Origin of the sequence: Atopobium deltae, assembly GCF_001552785.1 — a bacterium.
Classification (GTDB): Bacteria; Actinomycetota; Coriobacteriia; order Coriobacteriales; family Atopobiaceae; genus Atopobium; species Atopobium deltae.
Genome location: NZ_KQ959484.1, coordinates 70896 through 96274 on the forward strand (window position 1 = coordinate 70896; position 25379 = coordinate 96274).

Below are 25379 nucleotides of genomic sequence, written 5' to 3' on the forward strand. Positions count from 1 at the left end.
TTCAAGAGAAGATTCGCGAGATTGCATGCACACATCAAGGGTAATCCGGGGATGGATTACCACCCCCGGATCACAGACTTACAAGCCTAAAATTAGATGTCCTCACGTACGAAAGGCATGCTCATGCAGCGTGGGCCACCACGACCGCGGGAGAGCTCAGCGGAAGGACATACCAAAAGATCGAGGCCCTCTTTGTAAAGAACATCGTTGGTAACGGAGTTGCGCTGATATACGCAAATCTTACCAGGAGCAACACACAGGGTGTTGGAGCCATCGTTCCACTGCTCACGAGCAGCAGCAACAGGATCGCCGCCACCGCAAGGAATGAGCTTGACGGCGTCAAGGCCAAGAGCCTTAGAAAGAACGTGCTCGAGCGTGTCATTCATTTCTTCGATCTTGACCTCGCCCTGGGAAGCACCCTTGGTGAGCTTGAAGACGCGCAGGGTACCCATAATGCCTGGGTGGATGGTGAACTTGTCAACATCGATCTGCGTGAAGACAGTGTCGAGGTGCATGAATGCACGGGTGGAAGGAATGTCGAATGCATAGATGGTGTCAATCTCGCAAACGTCGCCCTTCTCCCAGAACATGTTCTGAGCCAAAGCATCGATAGCTGCGGCCTGGGTGCGCTGAGAAATACCAATAGCCAAAGTGTGAGCGTTGATGTTCAGAACGTCGCCACCCTCGGTGTGATATGCGGAGTCACGACGGTACCACAAAGGTGCGTCGTTGAAGCCTGGGTGATCGCGGAACAAGTACTTACCGTACAGGGTCTCGCGGTTACGGGTGACCGAGTACATGCGGTTAAGGTTTACACCCTTACCAACAATTGCGAAGGGGTCACGCGTGAAGTAGGTGTTGGGCATTGGGTCGATCAGAAGATCAGACTCACCATCGACATCGTGTCCAACCATGTCATCCAGAAGAGAAGAAGAGTTGGTAGGAAGCTCAAGCTCGTTCTTACGAATACCAGCAATGGTCTTCTCTACAAATGCCTGAGTATCGGTAATGGAGTCCATGAACTCCTTAACTGCTGCACGAGCAGTGGTGCCACGAAGGCCAGACTCGTCGAGCCACTGGTTGGTGAACTCCTCACGAGAACCAGCTGCATCAAGAGCCTCAGCAACAAGCTTCTCGAGGTAAAGAACCTCGGCGCCCTCACCGCGAAGAATTTCTGCAAATTTGTCATGCTCTTGCTGAGCAACCTCTAGGAAAGGTACATCGTCAAACAACAAACGACCAAGCTCATCGGGGGGAAGATTGAGAAGTTCCTCACCAGGACGGTGAAGCAAGACTTGCTTCAGAGGACCAATCTCGCTGTGGACGTAGAGTCCGTTAGCCATTGTCCCTCCTCCTTTCAATGCCGCATTATGCGACGCTCTCTGGACTAGCACGCGTGTACGGGCTTGTGCGGCTTGTGGCGCTATGTCGCCTTGCGGCGGCGCGCTGGTTGCACAGCCATGTACGGCATGCCTTACTTAAAACACGGAAACAAACGTCTTGTCCGTACCGTGGATTTACATCTATCAATATACCCGCATTATCCAATAAATCAAACAAAAAATTTGAACGGCATGTATCCGCCCGTTAACGGCCTTGAAATACTTGCGTCTGCATAAATGATTCATATATCCCCCATAAACTATGGTAATTAACTGGTATTTTTCGTTGAAACTCGAATTTTTATAAAATAAACGTTTCGAGAAATTCATCATTTGTACAAATAGTTAACATTTCGGTAATATGGCATAATATTCAGTAAAATCGATATTTTTATTCACTACATACGGATGGTTTTATACCCGTTTTTATGCTTTAAGACTTGACGGGTGCACGCTGACTATAAAAAGCACCTGACCAGCATGTTTTATAAAATTTATAAGGATTAAGGCGCTTTTTATTTGTGGTTTGTATCGATATGCAAGTATATTTTTTTGCGATATGCCCCAAAAAATGAATAAATTTGCAGTGCATACTGAGGCACAGTTTTCAATAATCGGTCACAAAGTATCGATAATCGGCTGTTCGTAGGTTAATGGTCGTCTAACAGCCGAGAAGAGCGGCCGCTTATCAACTGCCCAGCGCTGGGCGCTGGTGCACATGAGCGCTGAGAATGATGGTATATTTTTAAAGCACGCAAAGCGTGCGCCACAACACTTTAAAAGGATGATCTCGCATGGCACAAAGCACAGCACAAAACACCACACTTACGCTCGAACGCATGACCTATGGCCCAAGTGCGCTTGCGCATGACAGGGACGGCAAAACTGTGTTTGTACTGGGTGGTGTTGCGGGCGATACCGTCGAGGCGCAAATCACGTCGCAGCATAAAAGCTATAGCAATGCTCAGGTCGTCAACATCGTCGAGCGAGGGCCACATCATATAAAGCCCGCGTGCTCCGAAGTTGAACTTCTTAGCGGATGCCCTTGGGCAAACGTTGACTATGCCTACCAGCTCATCGCCAAACAAGGGCACGTTACCAATGCCCTCATGCGTATTGCGCACTTCGATCCATCGCGGATAGAAACGCTCGTGGCACCATGCCAGCAGGCATCGGATTCATGGCACTATCGCAATAAACTCGAACTTACTGCCGAGAAGACCTGTGGCCGCGTCCAGATCGGCGTTCGCAATAGTGCTACAAACCAGCTCATGGCCTTAAAGCGCACTGAGCTTCTCCCCTCGCCTCTTGCGAGTCTGCCAAAAGCCGTTGCTGGTGCCCTAGGCTATCTGTCAAACTCGCGTGATTTGTCGTTGCTGCGAGTTGGCATACGCGCATCAAAACGCACCAAGGATCTCGAGCTGGCGCTATGGTGCGAACCTGAAGCGTTTCCGCGCTCGCAGGTGGCACGCGTTTTAAATGACGCAATACAGGAGCAGGCCAAGCTTACAAGCATTGTGCGCGTGCTTATCAAAGGTCCACAAAAGGCGAGAAAAACAGTTGGTGTCGAGCGCCTTTTTGGCAAGGGCTCTTGGAGCGAGCAACTGTTGTATAACATGCCCGCGACACCGCAGGCAGACGTAAATGCAAATTTGAATGCGCACGCAGGCTCAAGCGTCACCACAAACGGCACACGCATGACCTTCTCGGCACCTTCATTTTTCCAGGTGAATACCAAGGGTGCAGAGAAACTCGTCGAGCTGGTCATGGAGTTCTTGCAGCCCGCGAGCAACGATATCGCCATGGATCTGTATAGTGGCGCGGGCACGTTTACCTTGCCGCTCGCCCGTCGCTGCAAGCAGGTATATGCCGTCGAAAGCTACGGATCGTCGGTTCGGGACCTACGCCGAAATCTTGATGCATGTGGCTTGCACAATGTGCAGATCACGGGCGGCGATGCGGGACGCGAGTTTCCCGATACGCGAGCAAATATCATCGTGGTCGATCCCCCACGCTCGGGCCTGGCGCCAAACGTCATCGATCAGCTGTGCGAACAGCCCGCTCGAAGCATTACCTATGTGTCATGTGATCCAGCGACACTGGCCCGTGATTTGGCTCGCTTTGAAGAGAGGGGCATCTATAAGGTACAACGCATTGTGCCTGTTGATTTATTCCCGCAGACATTCCATGTTGAGACGGTCTGTTTGATGTCAAGAGTGAAGGACTAAACTGTATAAAAAAGGCCTGAAATCAAGGGATTTCGAAGAACTGTCCCGGTTTGGGCAAATGTTCGAAATTCCTTTTTTAGACCGTTTGACAACAGTTCTGACTACTGGAAAATAGAGGGTTGTAACTACGGAAGTGCTTTTTGCCGTATTGAGACTACAGAACTGTTGTTATAGGTGGTTTTGGAGATATTGAGACTATGGAACCGTCGTCAATTATCTTAGTCACCACGCAAAATGATACAAAAATACTCAAACCGTTGAAAAATATAAGATATCTGGTATAATGTTTTTTTGGAATATTGCGTGCGCATTTTCGTGAGTGGGGAGAACCTAAATGAGCGAAATAATAAAAGAAGAAAAATGGATCGGTACAAAAGAGGCGGCTGAGTATCTTGGCGTGCAGCCTGCCACTATTCGTGACTGGATTCGCAAGGGCAAAGATATCCCTCGGAGGAAGATAGGGAAAGCCTGGAAGTTCAAACTCTCCGAACTGAAGGAGTGGATTGCCAGTGGAAAAAGTGCAATCGAATGACAAGGTAATATTTGCGGAAATTATTCTTGGTGATAATCGATTCTTATATTCATCAAAATATAAGCCATACTCGTTGATAACATCAAGATATATGTACAAGGCCGTCGGTCCTGGACTAACAAAGCATCCGTTTTGCCAGACATTGGATTTAATGCCAAAAGCCAGGTGATGAAGCTTGTTGTATTTTGCGGAATAAGTCTTATTCTGGCATTCGTTTTAACGGTAATTATTCCATTATGGTTATAAGGTTATATGCGAATAAAACTCTTTGATTTTTCTGTCGCAGCAAAGTTTTAAGCATAGTATATGGCGATAAAGAATAGAATTTGCTAAGGAGATAGTTTTATGGATTATATACGAGCGATTCTGGACGGGATTGCAATAGCCGCAATCTTTAACGGTGCAGTGGCAGTCTTGGTACTTATTAATCCAAGATACTTTTTTGATTCTTATCCAAAGGCAATTCAGAAAGTTGCGCCGGAACAGATGACAAAAAAAGAGAAAAACATAAATCTCTTTCTAACAATTATAATTTGCGGGATTTGTTTCATATATTCAGCAGCAAGTTTTTTCCATGCTGGAATTTCAGGTTTTTGGAATCTTTTTTGGATGGGCTATATTCAGTGGAGCATATTAAACTTAGGGGATTTCTTTTTGTTGGATTGTCTGTTGTTCCAGGGGAAATATAAGGATAAAATCGTCATTCAGGGGACAGAGGGACATCCGGATTATGAATTCAGTAACTGGATGAGGCATTTGGCAATCATGGAACATTTTGTAGTTACTCCGTTTTTAATTATACCATTTGTAGCGGCGGTTCAGGCTTTGATTGTTGGAATATTATAAAGATGAATTTTTGGGTCATTTATCTAAATGGATAGTGAGCTTTTGTTTGGATACGTAAAATACATCGAAATTTAGGAAGAAACATAAAAGGACCGTAAAGATGAGAGTATTGATTTATGGTGCAGGAGTGATAGGAAGTCTTTATGCGGCTTTGATTTCCGAAGCGGGAGCAGACGTATCCGTATATGCTCGTGGAAATCGTTTGAAAGAATTACAGATGTATGGGCTAAGGTATAAAAAAAAATAATGAGATTCAGACTGCCAAAGTATCCGTTTTATCTCGACTGCTGCCGTTAGACAGTTATGATTTTATATTGCTTGCGGTAAGAGAAAATCAGTTGCATATTGCTTTGGCGGAACTGAAAGCTAATATAAGTCCCGTCATTGTAACTATGGTAAATTCTTTAGAAACGTATGATACATGGGAAAAGATTTGCGGAAAAGGACGTATCCTCCCTGCTTTCCCTGGTGCCGGCGGCGGCTTTGACGGAGATATTTTGGATGCAGCCCTTGCGCCTCGCTTTATTCAGCCAACTACAATCGGCATATCAGGTGGTCGTGAGAAAGAACTGTTCGATTTGTTCCGATCGGCAAGAATTCCATGCCAAGTTGTAAAAGACATGCATTCATGGCAGATCTGTCATCTTGCAATGGTCGTGCCGATTGCAGATGCTTATTATCATTCAGATGATCCTGAGCATGCCGGAAACGATCGTGTATTAATGAATAAAACAGCTAAGCAAATCAGAAGAAATCTTTTTAATGTTAAAACAAAAGGAATTAAACTTGTTCCGATAAAAATGAAGTTTTTACAAATTCTTCCATGCTCTATTATGGGGTTTATTCTTGGGATTATTTTTCGAAGCCGTTTTGGTGAAAAGTTTATGTACCGACATTCAATAAAGGTTCCGGATGAAATGAGGCGGTTACATGAGCAATTTTATAACTATATAGGTATTTATGACGAATGAACCGATAAGTGTTTGTAGGTTTTTATGCTTTTCTAAAAGCATACTGGATGTTTATTCTCAAGCATCCTTCCCTTTGCCAACTTCCATCGTGCAACGAGCGTGCAGACCTATTTCTTGATGTAGGGTTATCATCAGAGTAGTCTTAATACATGTGGAGACGGTCTGTCTCCTGTCACGGGTTGAGGAGTAAACATAATAGAAACAGCTTGAAATTAGGGGATTCCAGCGGTGTTCCGAAAAAAGGAGCATCTTTAGTCGTCGATATTCTCGTCATCATCAACGCCATCCTCGCTGAGGTGAATGCCCTCGGTCTTCAACCAATCACTATCGGGTCTTGTAACCAAGCGACTGTTGCCGTACGCGCGATCTAACGGCAAAATAGTCTCCCCTTGGTACGCCCCCGAAAGATAGCGTTGCACCACGAGCGCCAAGTCCACTTTATTCTCGTCAAGCAACGAAAGCGGTAAAAGAAGCTGCACCTTTTTATACTTTGGGTTGTACATAGGAATGGCCGTCTTATAATTCCATTCTACCCGCTTGAGCGCCATTTTGATCGCGTATTCCAAACGATTCTTGATCCAGTTAAAACTCTGGTTGTTGGCGTCAATGCGCTGCGCAAGCTCCTCAAAGTATGCTTTTCGCTCGGCAAGCGGAGCAGACAAATCGTAGGCGTCATCTATATCCATGTCGCCAATCTGCCGCATTTCGGGCGGGCAGCACTTCTTTAAAAACGGCACGGGAAAACGATACAAGCGCTCGATAATAATGTGCTGATAGTCGCATGAAAGATCGCCCGTACTGGTATCGTAGAGCATGTTCTGCAGGTTTTTACCAAAATAGTTGGCACGTGCGGGCAGTGGATTAAAGACCCGAACAAGCGTTTTACCTGCGTCTTCGCCCGCAACAACAAAATCAATCAAATACCAGTAATTCTCTTTATCCAGGATGTCACTCTTTTTGAAGAGTGCAAAAATGTCATTGTACTTGCGATCGACCAACCCCGTATTAAAAGCGGCGTATTCCTCGTTTGTCTCGAGATCCTTCTTGATAAGCACTTTGCGCTCGTACACGAGGCGCAAAAAGGTGTAATTCAAATAATTACGGAGAAGGGCATAGCGCTGATACTCGTCGTCTACCTCAGGATCTTCTCCGCAATACCAACGTTCTGGCAGCGCCATCCCAGCAAGACTTGGATACTTATCGTAGTGAATAAACGCCCACTTTGTGAGCCACGAATGCACCGTGGGGAATTTCTCGCGATGACCGTTGTCGCGGTAGCTGCTGTCACGGTAGTTGTTGTCGCGACGATCGTTCTCTGAATACGCGCTGGCGAGAAGATCGGCGTCGTTGCGAGACTCGTTTTCGGAATAGGCGCTTCCCGAATACGCATTTTCATACGCATTTTCGCGAGAAGAATCACTTCCACGTGGCCGTAAGAAATACACAGGAGTTTTACCTGGCTCTGCTTTTACGTAAAACTCAAACGTATCGTCAAAACTTTCCAAAAAGGGACGTAGCTTAGCAAACCCAAAATCACGATAGCTTATCTTCTTCTGGATAAGCTCTGTGCCAATCTGCACCAAATTAATCCAAGTATCTGGCGTTTTTTGCAGACTTGTCGCAATCTCTAACAGACGACCTCTCAAGTCGTCGTTGCTCAGATACGCATCACTCAGCGCTGCATCACTTACTTGCTCGTTGTTCAGCTGCTCGTCACTTAGCGTGGCATCACTTACTTGCTCATCATCCAAAGACACGTCATTTAGTTGTTCATTACTCAAGTTGTTATCTGTAATCTGATCAAATTGAAACACGTTTACCTCTTTTTGGTGTTCTGCTTTAGCCTCATCGACTAACTCGTCAAAAGAATTATATCGTTTGCGGGTGCGTAAAATCAAAAGTGCTACACGCAAGGTGAATTTATGGTACCCGTTGCCAAGAAAAATGCTACTAATGCTTTTATCATAAGATGCTTCCCTCTTTAGCTTGCGGGCTCTTGCTCCCCAGACGAGGCTTGTACCCCAGACGAACGCTTGTAACGCTAGTATCTACCGTAAGTAAGACACAAACTGCACCAACAAGCGGTCTATGCCCTATAATCTAGGATGTTTTACGTCGTACATAGATAGGGAGCTTTTGTTGCACATCACCTGCCTCTGGATACAGTTTTTACAAGCGCTTGCTGTGGGTATGATACTGCTTTTTGTTCCTGGATTTCTCGTTCTTCGTGCGCTTCGTATACCTCGCATGTGGGCTATAGGAGCAGCACCGCTTATAAGTGGTGCTTGCATCTTTTGCCTATCCGAGATTTTTGCGTGCTTGCATATCAACCCTATGCCATTTGCGCTTACTGCGGTGCTGACGGCATTTGGTGCTGTTTGCATATTCCTGATCATGCGCACGCAAAGTTGCACACGGGACATCACGCAAGGCGCCATGCAAAGCTCAATGCGAGGCGCTGCGCAAACAACTAGAGCGGAGCAACAAACGATCTTCTCGTCACTCCCCCAAATACCAGCACGTACCCTGCTGTACTACCTTGTCGCGGGCACAATCTCGGCGATTTGCTTCTTTTTGTTCCCTTTGAAAAATCCCGAGAATCTTGCACATGGTTGGGATATTGTTGCGCACCTCAACTTCACGCAAACCATGATCCACAACGGCGCTTATACCTCGCTGAACCCTTCGTACTACAGCGCAGCCGAAGCGTTTTTAAATCCATCGAGTGTCCCGTACGGTTTTTACCCAAGCGGCTGGAACATTTTGTGCGCCTACATCGCGCAGTTTGGCGGCACCACGCTGCCCATCGCTGCTAATGCGTTGAATTATATTGCCTGCGCGCTCGTGTATCCGTTAAGTATGATGCTTTTTGTACGCTCGGCTTTCGCCCAAGAAGATCGTGCGTTACGCCTAACATCGCTTCTCTGTGGCATATCTTGCATTTTTCCGTGGACGCTGCTTGTGTATGGACCGCTGTATCCCTTTATTATTGCCTGCTGTGCGATGCCGTCCGTCTTTTGGATATTTATGCATCTTACCAGGTCAAAAACTCCGCTCTCGGAGTTGTGGCGCTTAGGGATGTGCTTTATTTTGGCTGGTATTTGCCTTGTTTTGCTGCATACCTCATCATTTTTTGCCTGCGTTATCATTATGACGCCTTGGTGCATGGCACGCATTTCCCGCACGCATCGAAAGCTCGCTATCATTCAAAAAGGCGTGCGCCCCGTCTTTTTAAGCATCGCCTTTTTTGCAGTGGTGCTCCTCGCGTGGGCTGGTTGCTATTATGTGCTCGTCTTGGGGAAACATGCACTCAATTTTTGGTGGAAATCCTATACCACCGTTCCACAGGCACTCGCACAGCTACTTTTACTTGAGTTTGTCGGGACAGGACTTCAAAGCAGCTGGTTTGTGGTTCCTCAACCAGTACTAACGCTGCTTTTCATCATGGGCGCCTGGAAAGCCATTAAACTGCAGCGCGGGCGCTTTTTAATCGTATCCTTTGCGTATCTCGCCTTTTTGTGCATCCTTATGATCAGTTATGACGGCGCGCTCAAAGGTCTGCTCGGAAGCTTTTGGTACACCGACCCCTATCGCCTTGCTGCGCTGGCCATTATCTGTGCTATGCCTCTTTTGGGCTTGGGCCTCGACAACCTGATCGATGTTGTCGAGAACTTCGTCGCGAAGCGTCTTAAGAACCGCGCTGGCAAGAAGATCAATGACATTGCCAAGAAGGGTAACGGCAAGAAAAGCGCCAACGCTCAAAAAGCGTTTCTGGTGAAGGCAACTTCTTTCGTGGTCTGCATTCTTGTCCTCGCTGCTCATACGCTTATTGTGCTGCCCGGAGGACCCAAATGGCCCAAGGGAGAAACATTTCCTCCCCTGTCGGCGCCATTCACCAATATCAAAGTGATATTTATGGGCACGCATGACAATCGTTTTCTGAATAGCGCAAAGCTTGATTTTCTTAAACGGGCCAAGCAAATCACTAAAAATGACGTTGTCCTCAATAACCCCTATGACGGAAGCGTTTTGGCCTATGGTCTCTGCGACATGAATGTCTTTTGGCGTTATCCTCATACTCTTGAAACAGCTGAAGGTAGTTATGAGCGGCCTGGTTTTGCACGAATCCGTAGCGAGGCTCATAATCTTGCAACAAATTACAAGGTACAGGACTCATGTGAATGGATACAAGCCCACTATCTCATACAACTGAGAGGCAACATCCGCAAAGATGCAAGTCTGGCAGAAACATATATGCCATATGACTTCGCAGGTATTGATCGGGTGAAAAAGGACACCCCCGCCTATGAGCTCGTGCTTGAAGAGGGCGATATGCGGCTGTACAGGATCAAAATCCCTAAAATTAATAACGACGACGATAAAACTAATGGCGACGCCACTAAAAATTGATGGCGCCGCCCAAATACCAAGACTTATATCCCTAAATTTGATCCCTCAGACCTAAAAGACTTCCTTTTTGAGTGCCTCTAACAGTCGATTGTCGTCTGCTTTATTTCGAATCGCGAGACGCACATATTTCTTACCATGCATTTTGTGCGACAGATCCTTAATGAGGATGTTGTATGTTGTCAGAAGAACTTCACTGAGCTGCTCAGTGCTCATGTTACCAATAAGTTCTGCCATGACATAGTTCGCTTGCGAAGGAATGATGCGCAGCCCCTCAATAGCAGCAAGCGCTGCCTCAAAACGAGCGCGCTCAGCGCGGATCGATACCAGTGCTTTTTGATAGTCCTTCTTGTACTTCTCGGCAATTTGCAAATAATACTCGCCAAATGAGTTGATGTTCCAAATAGAAACATCCTTTTTTATGGCAGCTATCGCCTGCGTGTTTCCTGAGGCTAGCACACCAAGACGCAAGCCCGGAACACCATACGACTTCGAAATGCTCTTAACGACAAAGAGCTGCGGATTTTTCTCGAGGATGTCTTGCTCAATAAAGCTTGCATCAAGCTCATCAGAAAAGTCGACAAAAGACTCGTCCAAAATAAACCTAATACCACGCTGCTTAGTCCAGGCTATAAGCCTACGCATGTCAGCCTTGGGGATGTAATTTCCCGTCGGATTATCGGGATTGACAAGCACTAGCGTCGTGATGGTCTTATCGTCAAAGAATTGCATGACATCGTTGGCCGTATAAGAGTAGTTGTCGTTCGCTGGGTAAAACGAAATCGACTCGCTCGCGTGATAGCGATTAGGATACTCTTCGAAGGTTGGGCGGATAAAACCAACAGCCCCGTCGGTCGTATCCATCAGTGATTTTATGAGTTCGGCAGCGCCATTGCCAACGACCATATTTTCTTGACGAACGCCAAAATTCTTTGCTGCGAGCAGCGAATTAACACCCATTCCCGACGGATACTGCGTCAGCAACGTCGTAAAGCTCGCTTTGAGCTCGTCAACAAGTTTTTGTGGAGGGAAATAAGGGTTAACAAGGTAGCAAAAGTCCAAAACCTTGGGATAGCGCCAGTAGCCGCCGTAGCGACTAAACATCTTTTGCAGCTGCTCAGCAGGCTCACAAAACAGTGATGAGGCAATGTCGAGGTCCTGCTCGTCATCAATTTCGTACCACTTCTCGCAAGCAATACGCTTGCCTCGAACAAGCGAACTATCAAGCTCAATAATGCTTTTAAGTACGCGCTCGTAGTATTGGTTGGTTCCTGACGCAGAAAGATACGCCTCCATAAACGGAAAATAGCAACTCTTCAAAAAGTCCCGCGAGAACTTGTAGACGTTCACCGTCTTAAAGTAGCGCTGTGTATGATTAAAGTCGAACTCAGAACCAGGGATAAATTTAGTGATGCAATCCTGATCGTCGAGCTCGACGCAGGTCCCATCCATCCAAGGTTCGTAAGCAGCAACGACTGCCAAATTAGGTCGCTTATCGGCAAGCAAATTCGTGAGAAGCGCATCATCAAAGATTAAATCCGACTCAAGCAAAATCGTGTCGTCTTTGAGCATCTCGTCTTTTGCAAGGTAAAGCGAATAAATGTTATTCGTTGTGTCGTAAATGTCATTATGCACATAGGTTATGGGAATATCGAGCTGCAGGTCATTGATATATGCCTCGAATTTTTGAGCCTCATAGCCCGTCACAATGATGACGCGCTCCAAAGGAAGCGCAGACAGCTGTGTGAGCATGCGCTTGATTAGAGAAACACCGTTGACTTCAACCATGCTCTTTGTTTGATTTTGCGTTAAGTGCTTCAGGCGGCTTCCCATACCTGCTGCTAATATCAGTCCTTGCATTATTGCTCCTTACGCAAGCATTGCTCTCGAGAATATCCTGTGTCCTGTTATGGTGTCCTTTACCTGGAGTCTTGTAGCCTACTTGTATTTTTTCATAATCAAAAACGACGGAAACTTTGGTTCAAAACAAGTCGATTTTGGAGGCATCATGAGGTCGAGGTCGATAAAATCGATGAACTCGGACGGCGTAACGGCCGAAACTTCCAACAGCACATCATGCTTTTCTAAGATGTAATTCCCTTGTTCAAAGTCATAGCCAGACACAAACGACAGATCCGAAAAATTGTTAATGCGAAATGCCGTGGTAAGGATCTGTGTATTGAGTCGCAGAACGTCGTTATTCCAAAACTCATCATCCGCTACATTAATCAATTTTACGTAGAGCACTTCGTTTTGATAGCTGATCTTGACAATGTTCTTCTCGACACAGGGGGCTTCAACAAGCATGTTTTTACACTGGAAGAGTTTTTTGGCAAAGTCAAACTTTACGGCATCGATATTGCGCAAAATGCGGTGAATAGGATAAATCGTGGTGTCATCAATGTTCATAAAGCACGACAGCATCGATTTTTTATGCTTCAAAATGGAAGTTGAATACAGACGGTGATGACCGTCAGCCACATACATGTGGTCGATATCCTGGTATTTAGCTAACAGAGCGTCGGCCTTCTCGTCACAATAAACGTAAATTTGGATACCCTGACACTCAAAAAAGTCATCGCTCGCAACCTCGCGGACGTACTCCCTGAGCGGAATATGCGGCTTATGTACCAACAATATGGGCTGTACCTCGGTGTTATAGACATTAAAATTGGCAAGCATACCTTGGATGGTGTCGGGAATCACCAATTCGTGCGTCTTAACGTTGCCCTGCTTGTATTCATTGATGTCGATGTCGGCAACCAAGGCATAGCGATCTTCGATTTTGGTCACAAAGACCGCTGTTTTATAACCCTTGATGATGTCGTGATTGAACATCTCTTTTTGTGCTTCCGATAAGAACATCACGCGCTCGTCGAGGGTGGTCTTATCGTTTGTAATGACGCTTAAATTTATAAAGTCGGGATCATAGCGATTGCCGCTCACATTAAGATATGCGTTATCCAGCGCGCGTAATTTCATACGAGGTTCTCCTCAGGTGTTTACACTTTACCTTATGCATTCTAGCAAATCAGACTTGTGGGTGATGTGATTAATGTGACTGGGGTGGGCGTTGTGGCTGCTGCGGGTGTTGTCGATGTGGCTGGGACGGGTGCTGTGACTGTGTCGTGTCGACGGACCGCAGACGGTTACTCACACTATTCAGTGCGCGTAAAAACTGAGCCGTAAGCCAGGTAAGCTCCGCAGCTATCCCCCACGAAAGCAACGTATTCAACCAAAATGGCATGGGCGCTCCCGCATGATTCATAAACAGCCAGACCAAAGTTTGCTGCACGGGAAATCCCCACAAAAAGATGCCGTACGAATAGTCTTGCTTCGCAGAAAAAGAATCATATATGTGACGCGTGCCCCACCCAAACCACAGGCAAAGATACGGAAAAGCGATAAGCATTGCCGCTAAATCATATCCAGTCACACATAAGCCGATGAAGAGAAGACCAGCGAAGCTCGCAGCATATATATTGAGTTTTATGCTGCCCTTCAGCGACCAGAGCAGCACACCGATATAGAATTCAAGAACGGCACGCACCGCGCTGAGCATAAAATTGTGTCCCACTACGATATATGCTGCGAGTGCCGCCGATGGAATGAGCGAGAATACGAGCATGCGCTTTGGGTCAAAGGCAGTCAAGCGATACAACGCATAGCAAAACACATAGCAGACAAATTCAACAGGGAGGGTCCATAGCGCCGCATTGACTACTGCGGGATATGGATTTGTCTCAAAGACACCTGGCAAGCTGTGCACGGGAATAAGGCAGGCATTCAGCAGATACTTATACGTCAGAAGATTCGTAAAGAATTGCACAGCACCCAAGGAACTCAGGCAGAAGCCCGCGATAATGACGCAGGCAATGACGCATACCAGCAGCTCAGGAAAAATACGTAGCACGCGCTTTCTAAAAAACTCAGCAAAGCTTGCGTGTCGCTCGCAACTCTTCGCAATCAAAAAGCCACTATACAAAAAGAAAATCCCGACTGCTAGTCCGCCAAAACTTAGACGATCGGCTGTTAGTTGATCGAGAAAAGTAGCTGGACTATTGGCGCCTTGCGTCACGCTAAACGAATGCGAAAAAATGACGGCTAACGCTGCAATAAAACGTATCAAGTTGAGGTTATTATGCCGAGAATAGCACACTTCACGCAATGCTACGCTGCGCGAGCGAGTGCTGGCGGCAGATTGCGCAGTTGCAGGCTGCGTATTGGCAGACGCCGTAGAGTCGGATCTCGCAAAATCAGAGGAGTTCAACTTATGCATCTGCATCCTCATTCAAAAGATTGTCGTTGGCGTTACTGACAAAATCCTCGTCATTCGCGCCCTTCTCGGCAGCGTGGTTGATATCGGCATCCGCGATCTTCTCGTAAGCGCGGTTGTCCTTATGTAAGAAATATACGAGCGCACACAAAAAGCCCAGCGCGCACACGAACATAGCACCGTCATAGAGCACGGCTGCGCCCAAAAGCTTATATTGCTGCACTAAATGCGATGCAGCATAGCAAAACGTACAGGCCGCGCCGTACACAACATAAATTACTTTTTGATGACGCATGGTCACGATACCATAGTACAAAATGATGCCCAAAGCATTGAAGAGACCGCCCGCTAAAAGGACCATGAGCTCGAAGGTGTATGAATCGAGCTCCGTATCATACAGGATCCCTAAGACAGGCGTGCCCAAAAACCAAGCGATGACCATGGTAAACGCAGTAGCAATACCCACCGCGACGAAGCCCTTGGTAATGATGCTCATAAAACGCGTGATCTGATGGTTTTTGTACGTTGCTGCCATTTCGGACAAAAGCGGCTTAAAGACAAAACCACTCAACAAATTAATGACCAACGAAGGCATAAAAATGTAGGAGTACAACGCCTGAAACTCGGGATTAAGATAGGCGTCAATGGCATACTTAGGAGCGTTGGTGATGTAGATGAGCATAAATGAGCCACAAAACAGCGGGAAGCATGCCCATAGCAGCTGGCGAATATCGATCAAACTAAAGGACGGTTTGAGGCTCACAAAACGACGTGCTGGAATAATGTTGCAAACAAAGCAGCTTAGTGCCGAAGCCGCCAGCGCTGCTATAGCGCTCGAGGTCAAATCAAGGGTTAGAGCTGCCACAACGCAAAACGCGAGCATCATCGACAGGACGCGGAAGAAGAATGCCTTACCTGCAATGTCCAAACGTCCTCGTTGCTGAAACATGCCATGAAAGACATCTTCAAATGCATCGAACACGCGCAAGAGCATAATGAACATGATAGTAAGCGTCTCGGCACTGAAGCCCCTCATAACCAACGTGTAGGCCACAATCGCAAGCACCATGCAGCCGCAGCTAAGATAGCGTGCGCCTAGATATGTTGCAAACGAAAAACGTTCTTCGGCGTCGGTTGCCTGAAATGAACGAATTTCAAAGTGACCGATGACCTGGAATTGCTGCGAAAGCGCAAAGGCCAACGAAAAAATCCCAGCGGGAACTGTACCCAAGATGCGCGCACAGGCAAGAAGCAGGCAGGCGCTCGACAAGGCGTTGGTAAACGACGCCACGGTATTCCAAAGATAATTCTTTTTTAGTTGAGAAGCACTTTGTTCAATCTGCACTCGTAATTCCTTTAATGAGTCGTGTCGTCAGCGTCGCGAGCCGCATCGGAGCCAGCGTCAGCAACGTCGCGTGTCACATAGGATCCAAAATCAAGCTTTGAGGGATAGTGATTTTTGCGATCATCAAGCGGCGGAAGCTCCATGTAGTCATCGTAACCGCGTGTGAGTTGCTCGTCATAATTCTTAGGAAGATTTATGACAATGTGCTCAAACGGTGCGCGTATAGCGGGATACACCTCATCTGGGCGAGAAGCCCATGCCAACGGATTGCGATCCATAAAGTCAACGTATAGATTGCCATCCTCTTGTTCTGCTCGACGAGCAGATCTTTCCCACTGTTCATGAATCCACAAGGGAGAAACGCAGAACAGCTTCATCAAACCATATGCAACATAGCAGACAATTTGCGCCAGACTACGCCAAGGCTGTGCTGCTTGTATATGCGGGCGTGGCGTTGCGCGCAAAAAGGCCAAGCGAGCCCAAAACCAGCAAGCGCGTTTTTGCGCACGGAAAATCCGTGCATCACGCGAAGGTTTATCCAGTGCAAAGAGCCCAATGCCTATGGGATATTGAAACGGGCAGTTATCAAATTCTTCAGGCACACAGAGAGTCCCTTTGAGGGAAAAGTTTGCATTACAGGCGGGGAAAAATGGCTCATTGCGCCCACTAACAAGCACAAACTCATCGCCCATAATCGCGGGTGCCTCACTCATAAAGCGCTCATAGTCCTCACGAAACAATGCAATATCAACGTCATCATCCCAGGGGATAAAACCTTTATGACGCACGGCACCTATAGCGGTGCCACCATACGCAAAATAAGGAATGTTAAGCTGCTGACAAATTCTGTCAAATTCTCCAAGAATGTCAGTCGTAACGAGCTGCAATTTACGTAGTTCAGCTGGGTCTTCGTACTGTTTGTATGCCATGCTACCAACTTTTCATAGTAATCATGCAAAAGATTGCACATCGTTCTTGAACACAAGCACTATATACTATTATATAAATGTGAACGCCATATAGTGATGGAGACAAACGCCTACGATGAACCAAGCTGTATATACGCCGCACGATCATACCTTTGTTGTGTGTGCCTACAAACAAAGTGAATACCTGCGTCAATGTATCGAATCGCTCGTAGGGCAAACCACAACTTCCCGCGTTATTCTCGTCACGTCGACCCCCAATAAATCCATAGAGAAGCTCTGCGGTGAGTTTGAGATCCCCCTGTATATCAATCAGGGGCCACATCACGGTATTGCGGGCGACTGGAACTTTGGTGTTGCACAAACGAGCACAAAACTCGTGACCATCGCCCACCAAGATGATGTGTATAAGCCCAGTTATACCGCTGATATGCTTGCCGTGCTTAATAAAGCTGCCGAGAAGACCGACGAGACACAAACAGAAGGCGTGCAGCACAACGAGCCGTCGACACATAAAGAGCCGCTGCTGTATTTTACGAACTACGCTGAGCTTCGCGACGGGTACGAAATTACTCACAACAAGTTACTACGCATTAAACGCCTGATGCTTGTTCCTCTGCGCGTTTCGCTTTTTGCTTGTTGGCGTTGGGTGCGCACTGCCATATTGGGGCTGGGAAACCCTATTTGCTGTCCTTCCATTACGCTTTTGCGTACAACCTTAGACAAGCTTGGACGGGAAGAATTTTTTGACGCGCATTTTGGTAGTAACCTTGATTGGCAAACCTGGCTTATGATTGCCAAACTTCCTGGAGCCTTTGTATACAATCCAACCATTGAGATGTGTCACCGTATCCATGAAGAGTCGGAGACCTCTCGCCTGATACAAAATCATGCCCGTGAAGACGAAGACTTCGAAATGCTCGCAAAGTTTTGGCCTCGCCCTATTGCGCGCCTCATTAATGTGGTCTACAAAAAGGGACAAAAAAGTAACCGCAGGTAAACGAGTAACTGCGGTTAGATATAGCTACCTACTATTTGCGTCTCGTAATAATGAACTCTTAATTAAGCTTTTAATCAAGTGCTGTCGGTGCACGTATTACCAGGTGCCAAAATCAAGACGTGCAGGATAATGGTTCTTCCGCTGCTCAACGGGGGGCAACTGCATATAATCGCCGTAAAACTTCGTGAGATGCTCATGAAGATTTGCAGGGAAGTTGACCTTCATACCTTCAAATTCAAGCTGCTGTAAAGGAAACACCTCATCATAGGTCCACGATGAATCATATGGCAAGGTGTCGCACATATAGGCGACACGCTTCCAAGGTTTATCGGCATGCATGCGGCGCACTTGCATTTCTTTGGCAACGCAACGTTCAAGCGAAATAGGCAACAGCGACACCAAGGTACCAACCGTATAGGTTGCTGCCTTTATAAGACGCCCTTTCCAACCATGGAACACAATAAAGGGTCGCGGGATGAGCTTCAGCAAACGCAAGTGTGACCAGAACCAAGCGCGACGAGCTTGCTTACGGAAGGCCTTCTCGCCCTCACTAACCGTATCAAGCGAATACACGTCCAAAAAAATCCCGAGATCAAGGGGCAAATCCCTCAGTGCTTCCTCACAAAACTGTGTGCCCTTAATCATGATGCGCGACGTGGGCAGCGGGTACTGAGGATTTTTTTGAGCGTTAATGACCTCGTATTTATCGGAGTACTGCTCTTCGAATATCCGCAGGACTTTATCGTGATCGGCCGCAGGAAGACACACATCAATGTCATCATCCCAGGGAATAAATCCTTTGTGACGAAGCGCGCCAAGGCCAGTGCCTGCATAAGCAAAATATGTCAGATTATGCTCAGTGCACACCTTGATAAAATCTTTTAAAATCATCAATTCAAGGCGTTGCACGTGATGCAGTGTCTCGTCGTCATATTCTTTCATACGTAAAACTCCTATTACCTATTATTAGCTGGTATTTTCTTTGGTATTGTTTGCGATGCTACCTGGTGGGGCACGGCGCTACTTGACGTCTTGCTGCGCGATAAGCTCGGCCAGTGACGGGTGCTTCGTGTCCTTCTTGGAAAGGATTGCCTTCTGCTCGTCGAAGCTTGCGTCGCCGTCAAGCGCAGGCCAGCTAATGGCAATGTCTGGATCATTCCACATCAAGCCACCCTCATCACCAGGATGATATACATCGTCACATTTATAGCAAAACTCGGCCGCATCGCTCAAAACCAAAAAGCCGTGGGCAAAGCCGCGCGGTATAAAAAACTGGCGCTGATTCTCTTCCGAAAGCACCACGCCCACCCATTTGCCAAAGGTAGCTGAGTTGCGGCGCAGGTCAACGGCCACATCAAAGACGCGACCACGCACGACACGCACGAGCTTGGCCTGAGGATGCGCTATCTGAAAATGCAATCCACGCAGCACACCCTTCGTCGAGCTCGATTGATTGTCTTGCACAAAATTGGCGAGAATACCGCCCGCTTCAAAATCTGTGCGTTTGTAGGTTTCCATAAAATAGCCGCGCTTATCGGCATACTGCTTTACCTCAACCAGTATGACGCCCTCGATGCCCGTGTGTGTAAAGGTAAAATTGCCCGACGTGACGCTTGGTGCGGCGGTCGACACGTCATTCGAGGCGCCCGACTCGGCAGTCGTCACGTCGGCCGTAGCGTCATCCAACGTACCGCTCGACGACCTTCTCGGCACGACATTTGTCATAATTTGTGGAGAGGTTTGCATATCTGGCATAGTATGTTCCTTTCGGCCCCCGATAAGCTCCTCAAGCATGGTAGCACGGAAGCGCCAGCTGCGCATTTACGGCACAGGTATGCTATATTTAGATGGTTATAGCAATACATGGGAGTGTTATGGTAAACATTTTAGCCATCGTGCCTGCCTACAACGAGGCACAATGCATTAAAAACACGATTGAGGAGTTGACGGCGTGTTGTCCCAACATCGACTACCTCGTCATTAATGATGGTTCTCGCGATAATACCGCTGATATTTGCCGCCGTGAGCATTTTAATTACCTTAACGTGCCCATCAACTGCGGGCTTTCGAGTGGCTTCCAAGCCGGTATGAAGTATGCGCACCGTCACGGCTATGAAGCAGTTGTGCAATTTGATGCTGACGGGCAGCATCGCCCCGAATCCATCATGCCCATGTACGAACACATGCAAATAACAAATGCCGACATCGTTATTGCTTCTCGTTTTTGCGATGGCACGCGTCCCACAGGTGCACGCGGCGCGGGAAGCAAGCTGATCTCGGCACTTATCAAGCTCTTTGCGCACGTTAAAATCTATGACCCCACCAGTGGCATGCGCATGTTTAACGCCAAGCTCATTAACGCCTATGCTCACAGCTTTGATTTAGCTCCCGAACCCGACGCCCTCGCCTTTTTTGCTCGTAAAGGCGCGCATATTGAAGAAATTCCTACCGTCATGCGTGAGCGTCAAGGTGGCGAGAGCTATTTTAATCTGAAGAGCATCATTGCCTATATGAGCAGAACCTGCTTGTCTATCATTTTATTTCAATGGTTCCGCTAAGGTGCGGCGTTATGCGTCTGTTAAAGTGCGCGCTGTTCCGCTAAGCCACGCCTCGTCTGCTAGCCACACCACATTCCACTAAGCCGATTGGATTTGTCTATGTCACTCCCCCTGAGACTGCTCTTAATTGCTGGTGCCGTCTTTGTCATGCTTCTCGTGTTGCGAAGCATCAAAAAATCGCGCATCCAAATTGAAGATTCGCTCTTTTGGACCTGCTTTGTCAGCCTTATCATTCTTATCGCACTGTTCCCGAGCATTATGATGTGGGCCGCTGGTCTTTTTGGCTTTATCTCTACCAGCAATTTTGTCTTTTTGGTTATTATCGGCGTGCTACTACTGAAGGTCTTCACCTCGTCGATCGAGATCTCGCGCCTGAAGTACCAGGTACACCAGCTCGCACAAGAAATTGCCCTTACGAACAAGGCGACGTACGACAAGTGTGCGGGACGTGACGAGAAGGACGACGATAAGTGCCTCGATAAAAATCTTGATAAGACCGGTAACAACTAGTCAACGACAACGAGAATAGATACGTATGGGCTGGACTATATTTCTTATTGCATACCTCTACGGAGCGCTACTTCTGTATGTACCAGGTTACATTTGCGCACGAACCTTTGGAATACGAGGTGGTTGGGCACTGAGCATTGCACCGCTGTTGACCTCAGGCGTTATGTCTCTTGTGGGTGAAGTCGCTTATAGAGCACACATCCCTCTGACACCCACGAAGCTTACTGCGGTGACCCTTCTCGTAATAGTGGCTGCTTTTGCACTACAAAAGCTTGTTGTGCAAACATACAAACTCGAAACTCCTCGCATCAAGCTTCCCGCTATGCCTGCCTTGCTTCCCTTGGCATACGTGGCATGTGGCATAACTGCCACCTTGTTTTTGTTTATTAGCTCTCTTGAAAGTCCTAATAACGTCAACCCTGCTTGGGATATGGCCAATCACTTTAATGCTACAAGAGCCATGGTTAATGATGGTATTTTTTCTTCATTTCACATTAGCTCGTATCTTACATCTGAAATGCCTTACATCCCCTGGGAAGGAAACAGCGCAGTTGTGTATCCTGCCACTTGGAATATGCTTTATGCCTCGATAGGATCCGTAATAAATCTCAATTTTGCCATAGCATCAAATGCTTTAAATACTGTTTCGTGTAGTTTGGTTTTTCCGCTCTCTATGATGGGCTTCATCGCATCCATGGCACATATGATTACGGAACACACTGGTACAAAGCACATGGGTATGGAGCACACGACTACAAAGCAAGAAACATCCTCACGCTTTATGGAGCAGCTCATATGTTGGTCGGGAGCTCTTATCTCTTGCCTCTTTATTATTTTTCCTTGGAGCTGTTTGGTCTTTGGACCTTTGTTCCCATACATCCTCGGCTTGAGTCTTGCTCCTGCACTCTGTTGGTTATTTATACAGTATGCACTCACTAAAAACCAATACGTATGGCACATGCGCTTACGCCTTTTTGTGCTGCTTATTTGTTGTATCTTATCACTCGTACTCATACATCCTTCCACGCTTTTTAGTTGCGTGCTCTTTGTCATACCATGGTATATTCAAGCGCTCTGGACAGGTTCTGTTCAGTGGTCACTTCCTCGAATCTCTCGCAAGCATTCCCCAAAAAAGCCCGCGCGCTTTATTCCTCGCCAGCTTGCGGCCTCGATATTCACCCTCTTTTGTGGCGCGCTTTGGTTTACCGCATGGTTTTTCCTCATAAAGAAAGGCCCCCTACGTGCGTTTTATTGGGGAGCGTATGCCGATGCCTGGCAGGCAGTGCGCAGCATTCTTGGTATGAATTTTGTACCCGAATTGCCCAAGTACCTTTTACAAGTGCCACAACCAGCACTTTCGCTTCTAGTCTTTTTAGGATTGTGGATTGCGGTACGAAAAATCAAATGCCAGTGGCTTGCTTTTTCTTGGGTTGCATCGGCATGCATGTGCTATTACGTTACGGCAACCGATCTTGTTGGAAAACGGTTTCTCACGGGATTTTGGTACACAGACTATCAACGCGTTGGAGCAAATTCAGGGGTTTTATCCATACTCCTTGCTTCAGTTGGTATGGCTTATTTGATTTTTGCTGTTGCTAAGCTCATTGCCCGTATGCAAGAGAAGCACGAGAAGAACGCATCTTTAGACATTACAACTCCGAACGATGAACTGAACACAATGGCAAGCACCGCACCCGCCGCCGCCACAAACACCACCCCGCTTTTAAGCAAAGGGGCGCTCGCATGTTCCACCGCGGCTGTAGCATGCCTAGTCGTTTTAGGTGCACTTACGCTTCGTTTTCCATCTGAGTATTACCACCAAGCAGCGCCACAAGTCTACAAGGCAATGTGTCATTACACATATACAGCTGGCGAAGTAAGCTCTAAAGAGCAGGCATTTTTAAAGCAAGCTGCGAACATAATCAATGCTCGTGGTCGCGCAGGAGTTGCAAATAATCCTTATGATGGTTCCTTTATAGCCTACGGTCTTGCAGATCTGCCTTGTGTGTACCGCCATCCTGTCACCTTTGAGGACGAACGCGAACAAACACGCATTATTCGCGAGAAGCTCGTGCACTACCAGGTACACCCCGAGGTTATCGAAGCGCTCAAGCAAACAGGCATTCGCTATGTGCTACAGCTGGAAGATCCTGGTTTTATCCCCTTCTCGCAAAACTACCACAAGCCCGATTATGCAGGCATTGATCACATAAGCGACAGAACGCCCGGCTTTAAAGTTCTTGCCGCCGATGGCGATATGCGTCTGTACGAAATCACGGATATACACTAGCAGGGCTTATCGGCCAGTGTACATCTGCTCGTAGTAGCTCGCGTATACACCTGTGCAGACGTGATCCACCCAATCTTGATGCGCAAGATACCAGTCGATGGTTGCACGGATACCGTCTTCATAGGCCGTGTCAGGCTCCCAGCCGAGCTCGGCTTTTATCTTCGAGGGGTCGATACCGTAGCGGCGGTCGTGACCCTTGCGATCGGAAATGTAGCGAATGAGCGACTCGTTGATCGCGCTATCCCCCGTCACTTCCTGCAGACGCTCGATGATGGTTTTAACAATGTAGATGTTCGATCGCTCGTTGTGACCGCCAACGTTGTATACCTCACCTAAGCGGCCATTCTCGGCAACCATGTCGATGGCCTTGCAATGGTCGTCGACATACAACCAGTCTCGTACATTCAGGCCGTCGCCATATACGGGAAGCTCCTTGTGCTGCAAGGCGTTGTGGATCATTAGCGGAATGAGCTTTTCGGGAAATTGATAAGGTCCGTAGTTGTTGGAACAGCGCGTAATCACACTTGGGAAGCCGTAGGTCGAGTGGTAGGCGCGCACAAACAGATCGGCGGAGCATTTCGATGCCGAATAGGGGCTGTGACCAGCCAAGGGTGTGTCTTCATAAAAATACGAAACCTCAGTCGGGCGCGCGGGGCTGCCGTCGGGATTCATCTCGTGGTCGAGCGTCAACGCGCCGTAGACCTCGTCGGTCGAGACCTGCAAAAAGCGCTTGCTACCGTAGGGAGCGGACGTGCAGGCGGCGTTGCCAGCGGTACCGGTGTCGCCCTTCTGTTCCCAGGCGCGGCGACAACAATTCAAAAGGTTGACCGTGCCAGCCACATTGGTATCGACAAAAATCGACGGATTCGAAATGGAACGATCCACGTGCGACTCGGCAGCAAAATTAATGACCACATCGGGGTCGTACTGCGCCAAAATGCAGTCAATAGCAGCAGCGTCACGAATATCAGCGTGTTCGAAGCTGTAGCGATCATCGTGCTCGACCGAGCTGAGGTTTTCGAGATTACCAGCGTAAGTCAGTGCATCGACATTCACGATGGTGATGTCGGTATGCTTCTTGAGCATGTACAGAATAAAATTCGAGCCGATAAACCCGGCGCCACCAGTTACAAGATATGTTTTCATGCTATTCCTCACGATCTTGGTCTTACGAGCTATTCTCGCAATGCTGTTCCTCACGATCTCGTGCGAACTTCCTAAAATTATGTGCATAGCTTGTCAGCGCCTCTTGCCATGAACGCATCGTGTGCTGGCAGTTTTGACGAAGTGCACGTTTGTCTAAACTCGAAAAATGAGGGCGATCGGCCGTTGCGGGATGCGCCTTTTTATACTCTTCGGAGCTTATGGGCTCCACGGTGCAGCTGCGCCCAAACTCATCCATGATGGCTTGCGCGAACTCAGCCCAGCTACAAGTTCCCTCATTGGTGCAGTGATAAATACCAGGCTTGCCACAGGTGAGCATCTGACAGATGGCATAAGCCACATCCTCGGCGGACGTGGGATTGCCAAGCTGATCGGCAACGACCGTGATGTGCGAATGCGTCTGGGCAAGCGAAAGCATGGTTTTGACAAAATTTTTGCCCACATAGCCGTAGAGCCAGGCCGTGCGGACAATATAGCTTTGCGGACAGGTGGCACGAACCAGCGCCTCACCTGCGAATTTTGACTGGCCGTAACCACTGATGGGATGCGGAATATCGTCCTCAGTACGGGGGCGCTCCTCGGTACCACTAAACACATAGTCGGTCGAAACATGAACGAGTGCAGCGCCCTGTTGCGCACAGGCCAGCGCCAGATGATACGGACCTTGCGCGTTGGCGGCAAAAGCAGCCTTGCGGTCGGCATCGCAGCCATCGACATTGGTCATCGCAGCGCAATTAATAACTACATCATAGGGTTTATGCTCGTCAAACCACGAGCTCACCGCTTCAAAAGAGGCTATATCGACGTCAGATCTGTCAATATAGTCGACCTCAGCGTTACACAACGCATCAGGCACCACCCCCACCTCAGAAGCACCTGCTGTAAACAAATGCCGAAAGGCACAGCCGAGTTGACCCTTTGATCCTGTTACCAATATATGCATA

At 47.6% G+C, this 25379-nt stretch carries 21 protein-coding genes; 10 read left to right on the forward strand and 11 right to left on the reverse strand.

Annotation, left to right across the window (positions count from 1 at the left end):
* Positions 1-92 precede the first annotated feature (92 nt).
* Complete coding sequence (locus HMPREF3192_RS00805; protein ID WP_066304523.1) at positions 93-1343, reverse strand: arginine deiminase; 1251 nt, start codon at positions 1341-1343, stop codon at positions 93-95.
* Positions 1344-2176: 833 nt separating this feature from the next.
* Between HMPREF3192_RS00805 and HMPREF3192_RS00810 the strand changes: the two genes are divergently transcribed.
* The 5 genes from HMPREF3192_RS00810 to HMPREF3192_RS00825 all read left to right on the forward strand — a co-directional run bounded on the left by HMPREF3192_RS00810 (position 2177) and on the right by HMPREF3192_RS00825 (position 5959).
* Positions 2177-3610 (forward strand): class I SAM-dependent RNA methyltransferase, encoded by a 1434-nt coding sequence (locus tag HMPREF3192_RS00810; RefSeq protein ID WP_066304525.1) that lies wholly within the window; start codon positions 2177-2179, stop codon positions 3608-3610.
* Positions 3611-3944: 334 nt separating this feature from the next.
* Positions 3945-4142, forward strand: coding sequence for a helix-turn-helix domain-containing protein (locus HMPREF3192_RS00815; protein ID WP_066304527.1), 198 nt, complete (start codon positions 3945-3947; stop codon positions 4140-4142).
* Positions 4143-4487: 345 nt separating this feature from the next.
* A complete protein-coding gene (locus HMPREF3192_RS00820) occupies positions 4488-4988 on the forward strand; it encodes a hypothetical protein (RefSeq protein WP_066304529.1) in 501 nt (166 codons plus the stop codon).
* Between the two features lie 100 nt (positions 4989-5088).
* Positions 5089-5235 carry a ketopantoate reductase family protein gene (locus HMPREF3192_RS06870; protein WP_197414520.1) on the forward strand — a complete coding sequence of 49 codons (147 nt, stop codon included), beginning with the start codon at positions 5089-5091 and terminating at the stop codon, positions 5233-5235.
* A 91-nt stretch (positions 5236-5326) separates the two neighbouring features.
* Positions 5327-5959, forward strand: coding sequence for a hypothetical protein (locus HMPREF3192_RS00825; RefSeq protein ID WP_197414521.1), 633 nt, complete (start codon positions 5327-5329; stop codon positions 5957-5959).
* Between the two features lie 251 nt (positions 5960-6210).
* On the opposite strand, the gene HMPREF3192_RS00830 is transcribed toward HMPREF3192_RS00825, so the two are convergent.
* On the reverse strand, positions 6211-7773 hold the full coding sequence (locus HMPREF3192_RS00830) for a DUF3825 domain-containing protein (protein ID WP_066304531.1): 1563 nt from the start codon (positions 7771-7773) through the stop codon (positions 6211-6213).
* Between the two features lie 325 nt (positions 7774-8098).
* Here HMPREF3192_RS00830 and HMPREF3192_RS00835 point away from each other — a divergent pair, with 325 nt between their 5' ends.
* Positions 8099-10369, forward strand: coding sequence for a DUF6541 family protein (locus tag HMPREF3192_RS00835; protein ID WP_066304533.1), 2271 nt, complete (start codon positions 8099-8101; stop codon positions 10367-10369).
* Positions 10370-10420: 51 nt separating this feature from the next.
* Here the strand turns inward: HMPREF3192_RS00835 and HMPREF3192_RS00840 are convergent, their stop codons facing one another.
* From HMPREF3192_RS00840 to HMPREF3192_RS00860, 5 genes are all read right to left on the reverse strand, one after another.
* A complete protein-coding gene (locus tag HMPREF3192_RS00840; RefSeq protein ID WP_066304535.1) occupies positions 10421-12226 on the reverse strand; it encodes an aminotransferase class I/II-fold pyridoxal phosphate-dependent enzyme in 1806 nt (601 codons plus the stop codon).
* Positions 12227-12304: 78 nt separating this feature from the next.
* Positions 12305-13348 (reverse strand): DUF1015 family protein, encoded by a 1044-nt coding sequence (locus HMPREF3192_RS00845; protein WP_066304537.1) that lies wholly within the window; start codon positions 13346-13348, stop codon positions 12305-12307.
* Positions 13349-13418: 70 nt separating this feature from the next.
* Positions 13419-14645, reverse strand: coding sequence for an acyltransferase family protein (locus tag HMPREF3192_RS00850; protein ID WP_082715513.1), 1227 nt, complete (start codon positions 14643-14645; stop codon positions 13419-13421).
* Positions 14638-15987, reverse strand: a complete 1350-nt coding sequence (locus tag HMPREF3192_RS00855; protein WP_156422807.1) for a lipopolysaccharide biosynthesis protein — start codon at positions 15985-15987, stop codon at positions 14638-14640. The genes HMPREF3192_RS00850 and HMPREF3192_RS00855 overlap by 8 nt, the downstream gene beginning before the upstream one ends.
* A gap of 11 nt (positions 15988-15998) precedes the next feature.
* A complete protein-coding gene (locus HMPREF3192_RS00860; RefSeq protein WP_066304538.1) occupies positions 15999-16916 on the reverse strand; it encodes a LicD family protein in 918 nt (305 codons plus the stop codon).
* A gap of 115 nt (positions 16917-17031) precedes the next feature.
* On the opposite strand from HMPREF3192_RS00860, the gene HMPREF3192_RS00865 reads away from it, so the two are divergent.
* Positions 17032-17913 (forward strand): glycosyltransferase family A protein, encoded by an 882-nt coding sequence (locus HMPREF3192_RS00865; RefSeq protein ID WP_066304539.1) that lies wholly within the window; start codon positions 17032-17034, stop codon positions 17911-17913.
* Positions 17914-18009: 96 nt separating this feature from the next.
* Here the strand turns inward: HMPREF3192_RS00865 and HMPREF3192_RS00870 are convergent, their stop codons facing one another.
* Both HMPREF3192_RS00870 and rfbC read right to left on the reverse strand, forming a co-directional pair.
* Positions 18010-18855 carry a LicD family protein gene (locus HMPREF3192_RS00870; protein WP_066304540.1) on the reverse strand — a complete coding sequence of 282 codons (846 nt, stop codon included), beginning with the start codon at positions 18853-18855 and terminating at the stop codon, positions 18010-18012.
* Between the two features lie 78 nt (positions 18856-18933).
* Entirely contained in the window at positions 18934-19668 is a 735-nt protein-coding gene (gene rfbC / locus HMPREF3192_RS00875; RefSeq protein ID WP_231723320.1) for a dTDP-4-dehydrorhamnose 3,5-epimerase, read from the reverse strand.
* A 119-nt stretch (positions 19669-19787) separates the two neighbouring features.
* Here rfbC and HMPREF3192_RS00880 point away from each other — a divergent pair, with 119 nt between their 5' ends.
* The 3 genes from HMPREF3192_RS00880 (at position 19788) to HMPREF3192_RS00890 (ending at position 23271) form a co-directional block, all read left to right on the forward strand.
* A complete protein-coding gene (locus HMPREF3192_RS00880; RefSeq protein WP_066304542.1) occupies positions 19788-20471 on the forward strand; it encodes a glycosyltransferase in 684 nt (227 codons plus the stop codon).
* A 99-nt stretch (positions 20472-20570) separates the two neighbouring features.
* A complete protein-coding gene (locus tag HMPREF3192_RS00885; RefSeq protein ID WP_066304545.1) occupies positions 20571-20981 on the forward strand; it encodes a DUF2304 domain-containing protein in 411 nt (136 codons plus the stop codon).
* Positions 20982-21006: 25 nt separating this feature from the next.
* On the forward strand, positions 21007-23271 hold the full coding sequence (locus HMPREF3192_RS00890) for a DUF6541 family protein (protein ID WP_066304546.1): 2265 nt from the start codon (positions 21007-21009) through the stop codon (positions 23269-23271).
* Between the two features lie 6 nt (positions 23272-23277).
* Here HMPREF3192_RS00890 and rfbB read toward each other — a convergent pair whose 3' ends face one another.
* Together rfbB and rfbD are read right to left on the reverse strand one after the other, a co-directional pair.
* A complete protein-coding gene (gene rfbB, locus HMPREF3192_RS00895; protein WP_066304547.1) occupies positions 23278-24417 on the reverse strand; it encodes a dTDP-glucose 4,6-dehydratase in 1140 nt (379 codons plus the stop codon).
* Between the two features lie 22 nt (positions 24418-24439).
* Complete coding sequence (gene rfbD, locus HMPREF3192_RS00900) at positions 24440-25378, reverse strand: dTDP-4-dehydrorhamnose reductase (RefSeq protein WP_066304549.1); 939 nt, start codon at positions 25376-25378, stop codon at positions 24440-24442.
* Position 25379 lies beyond the last annotated feature (1 nt).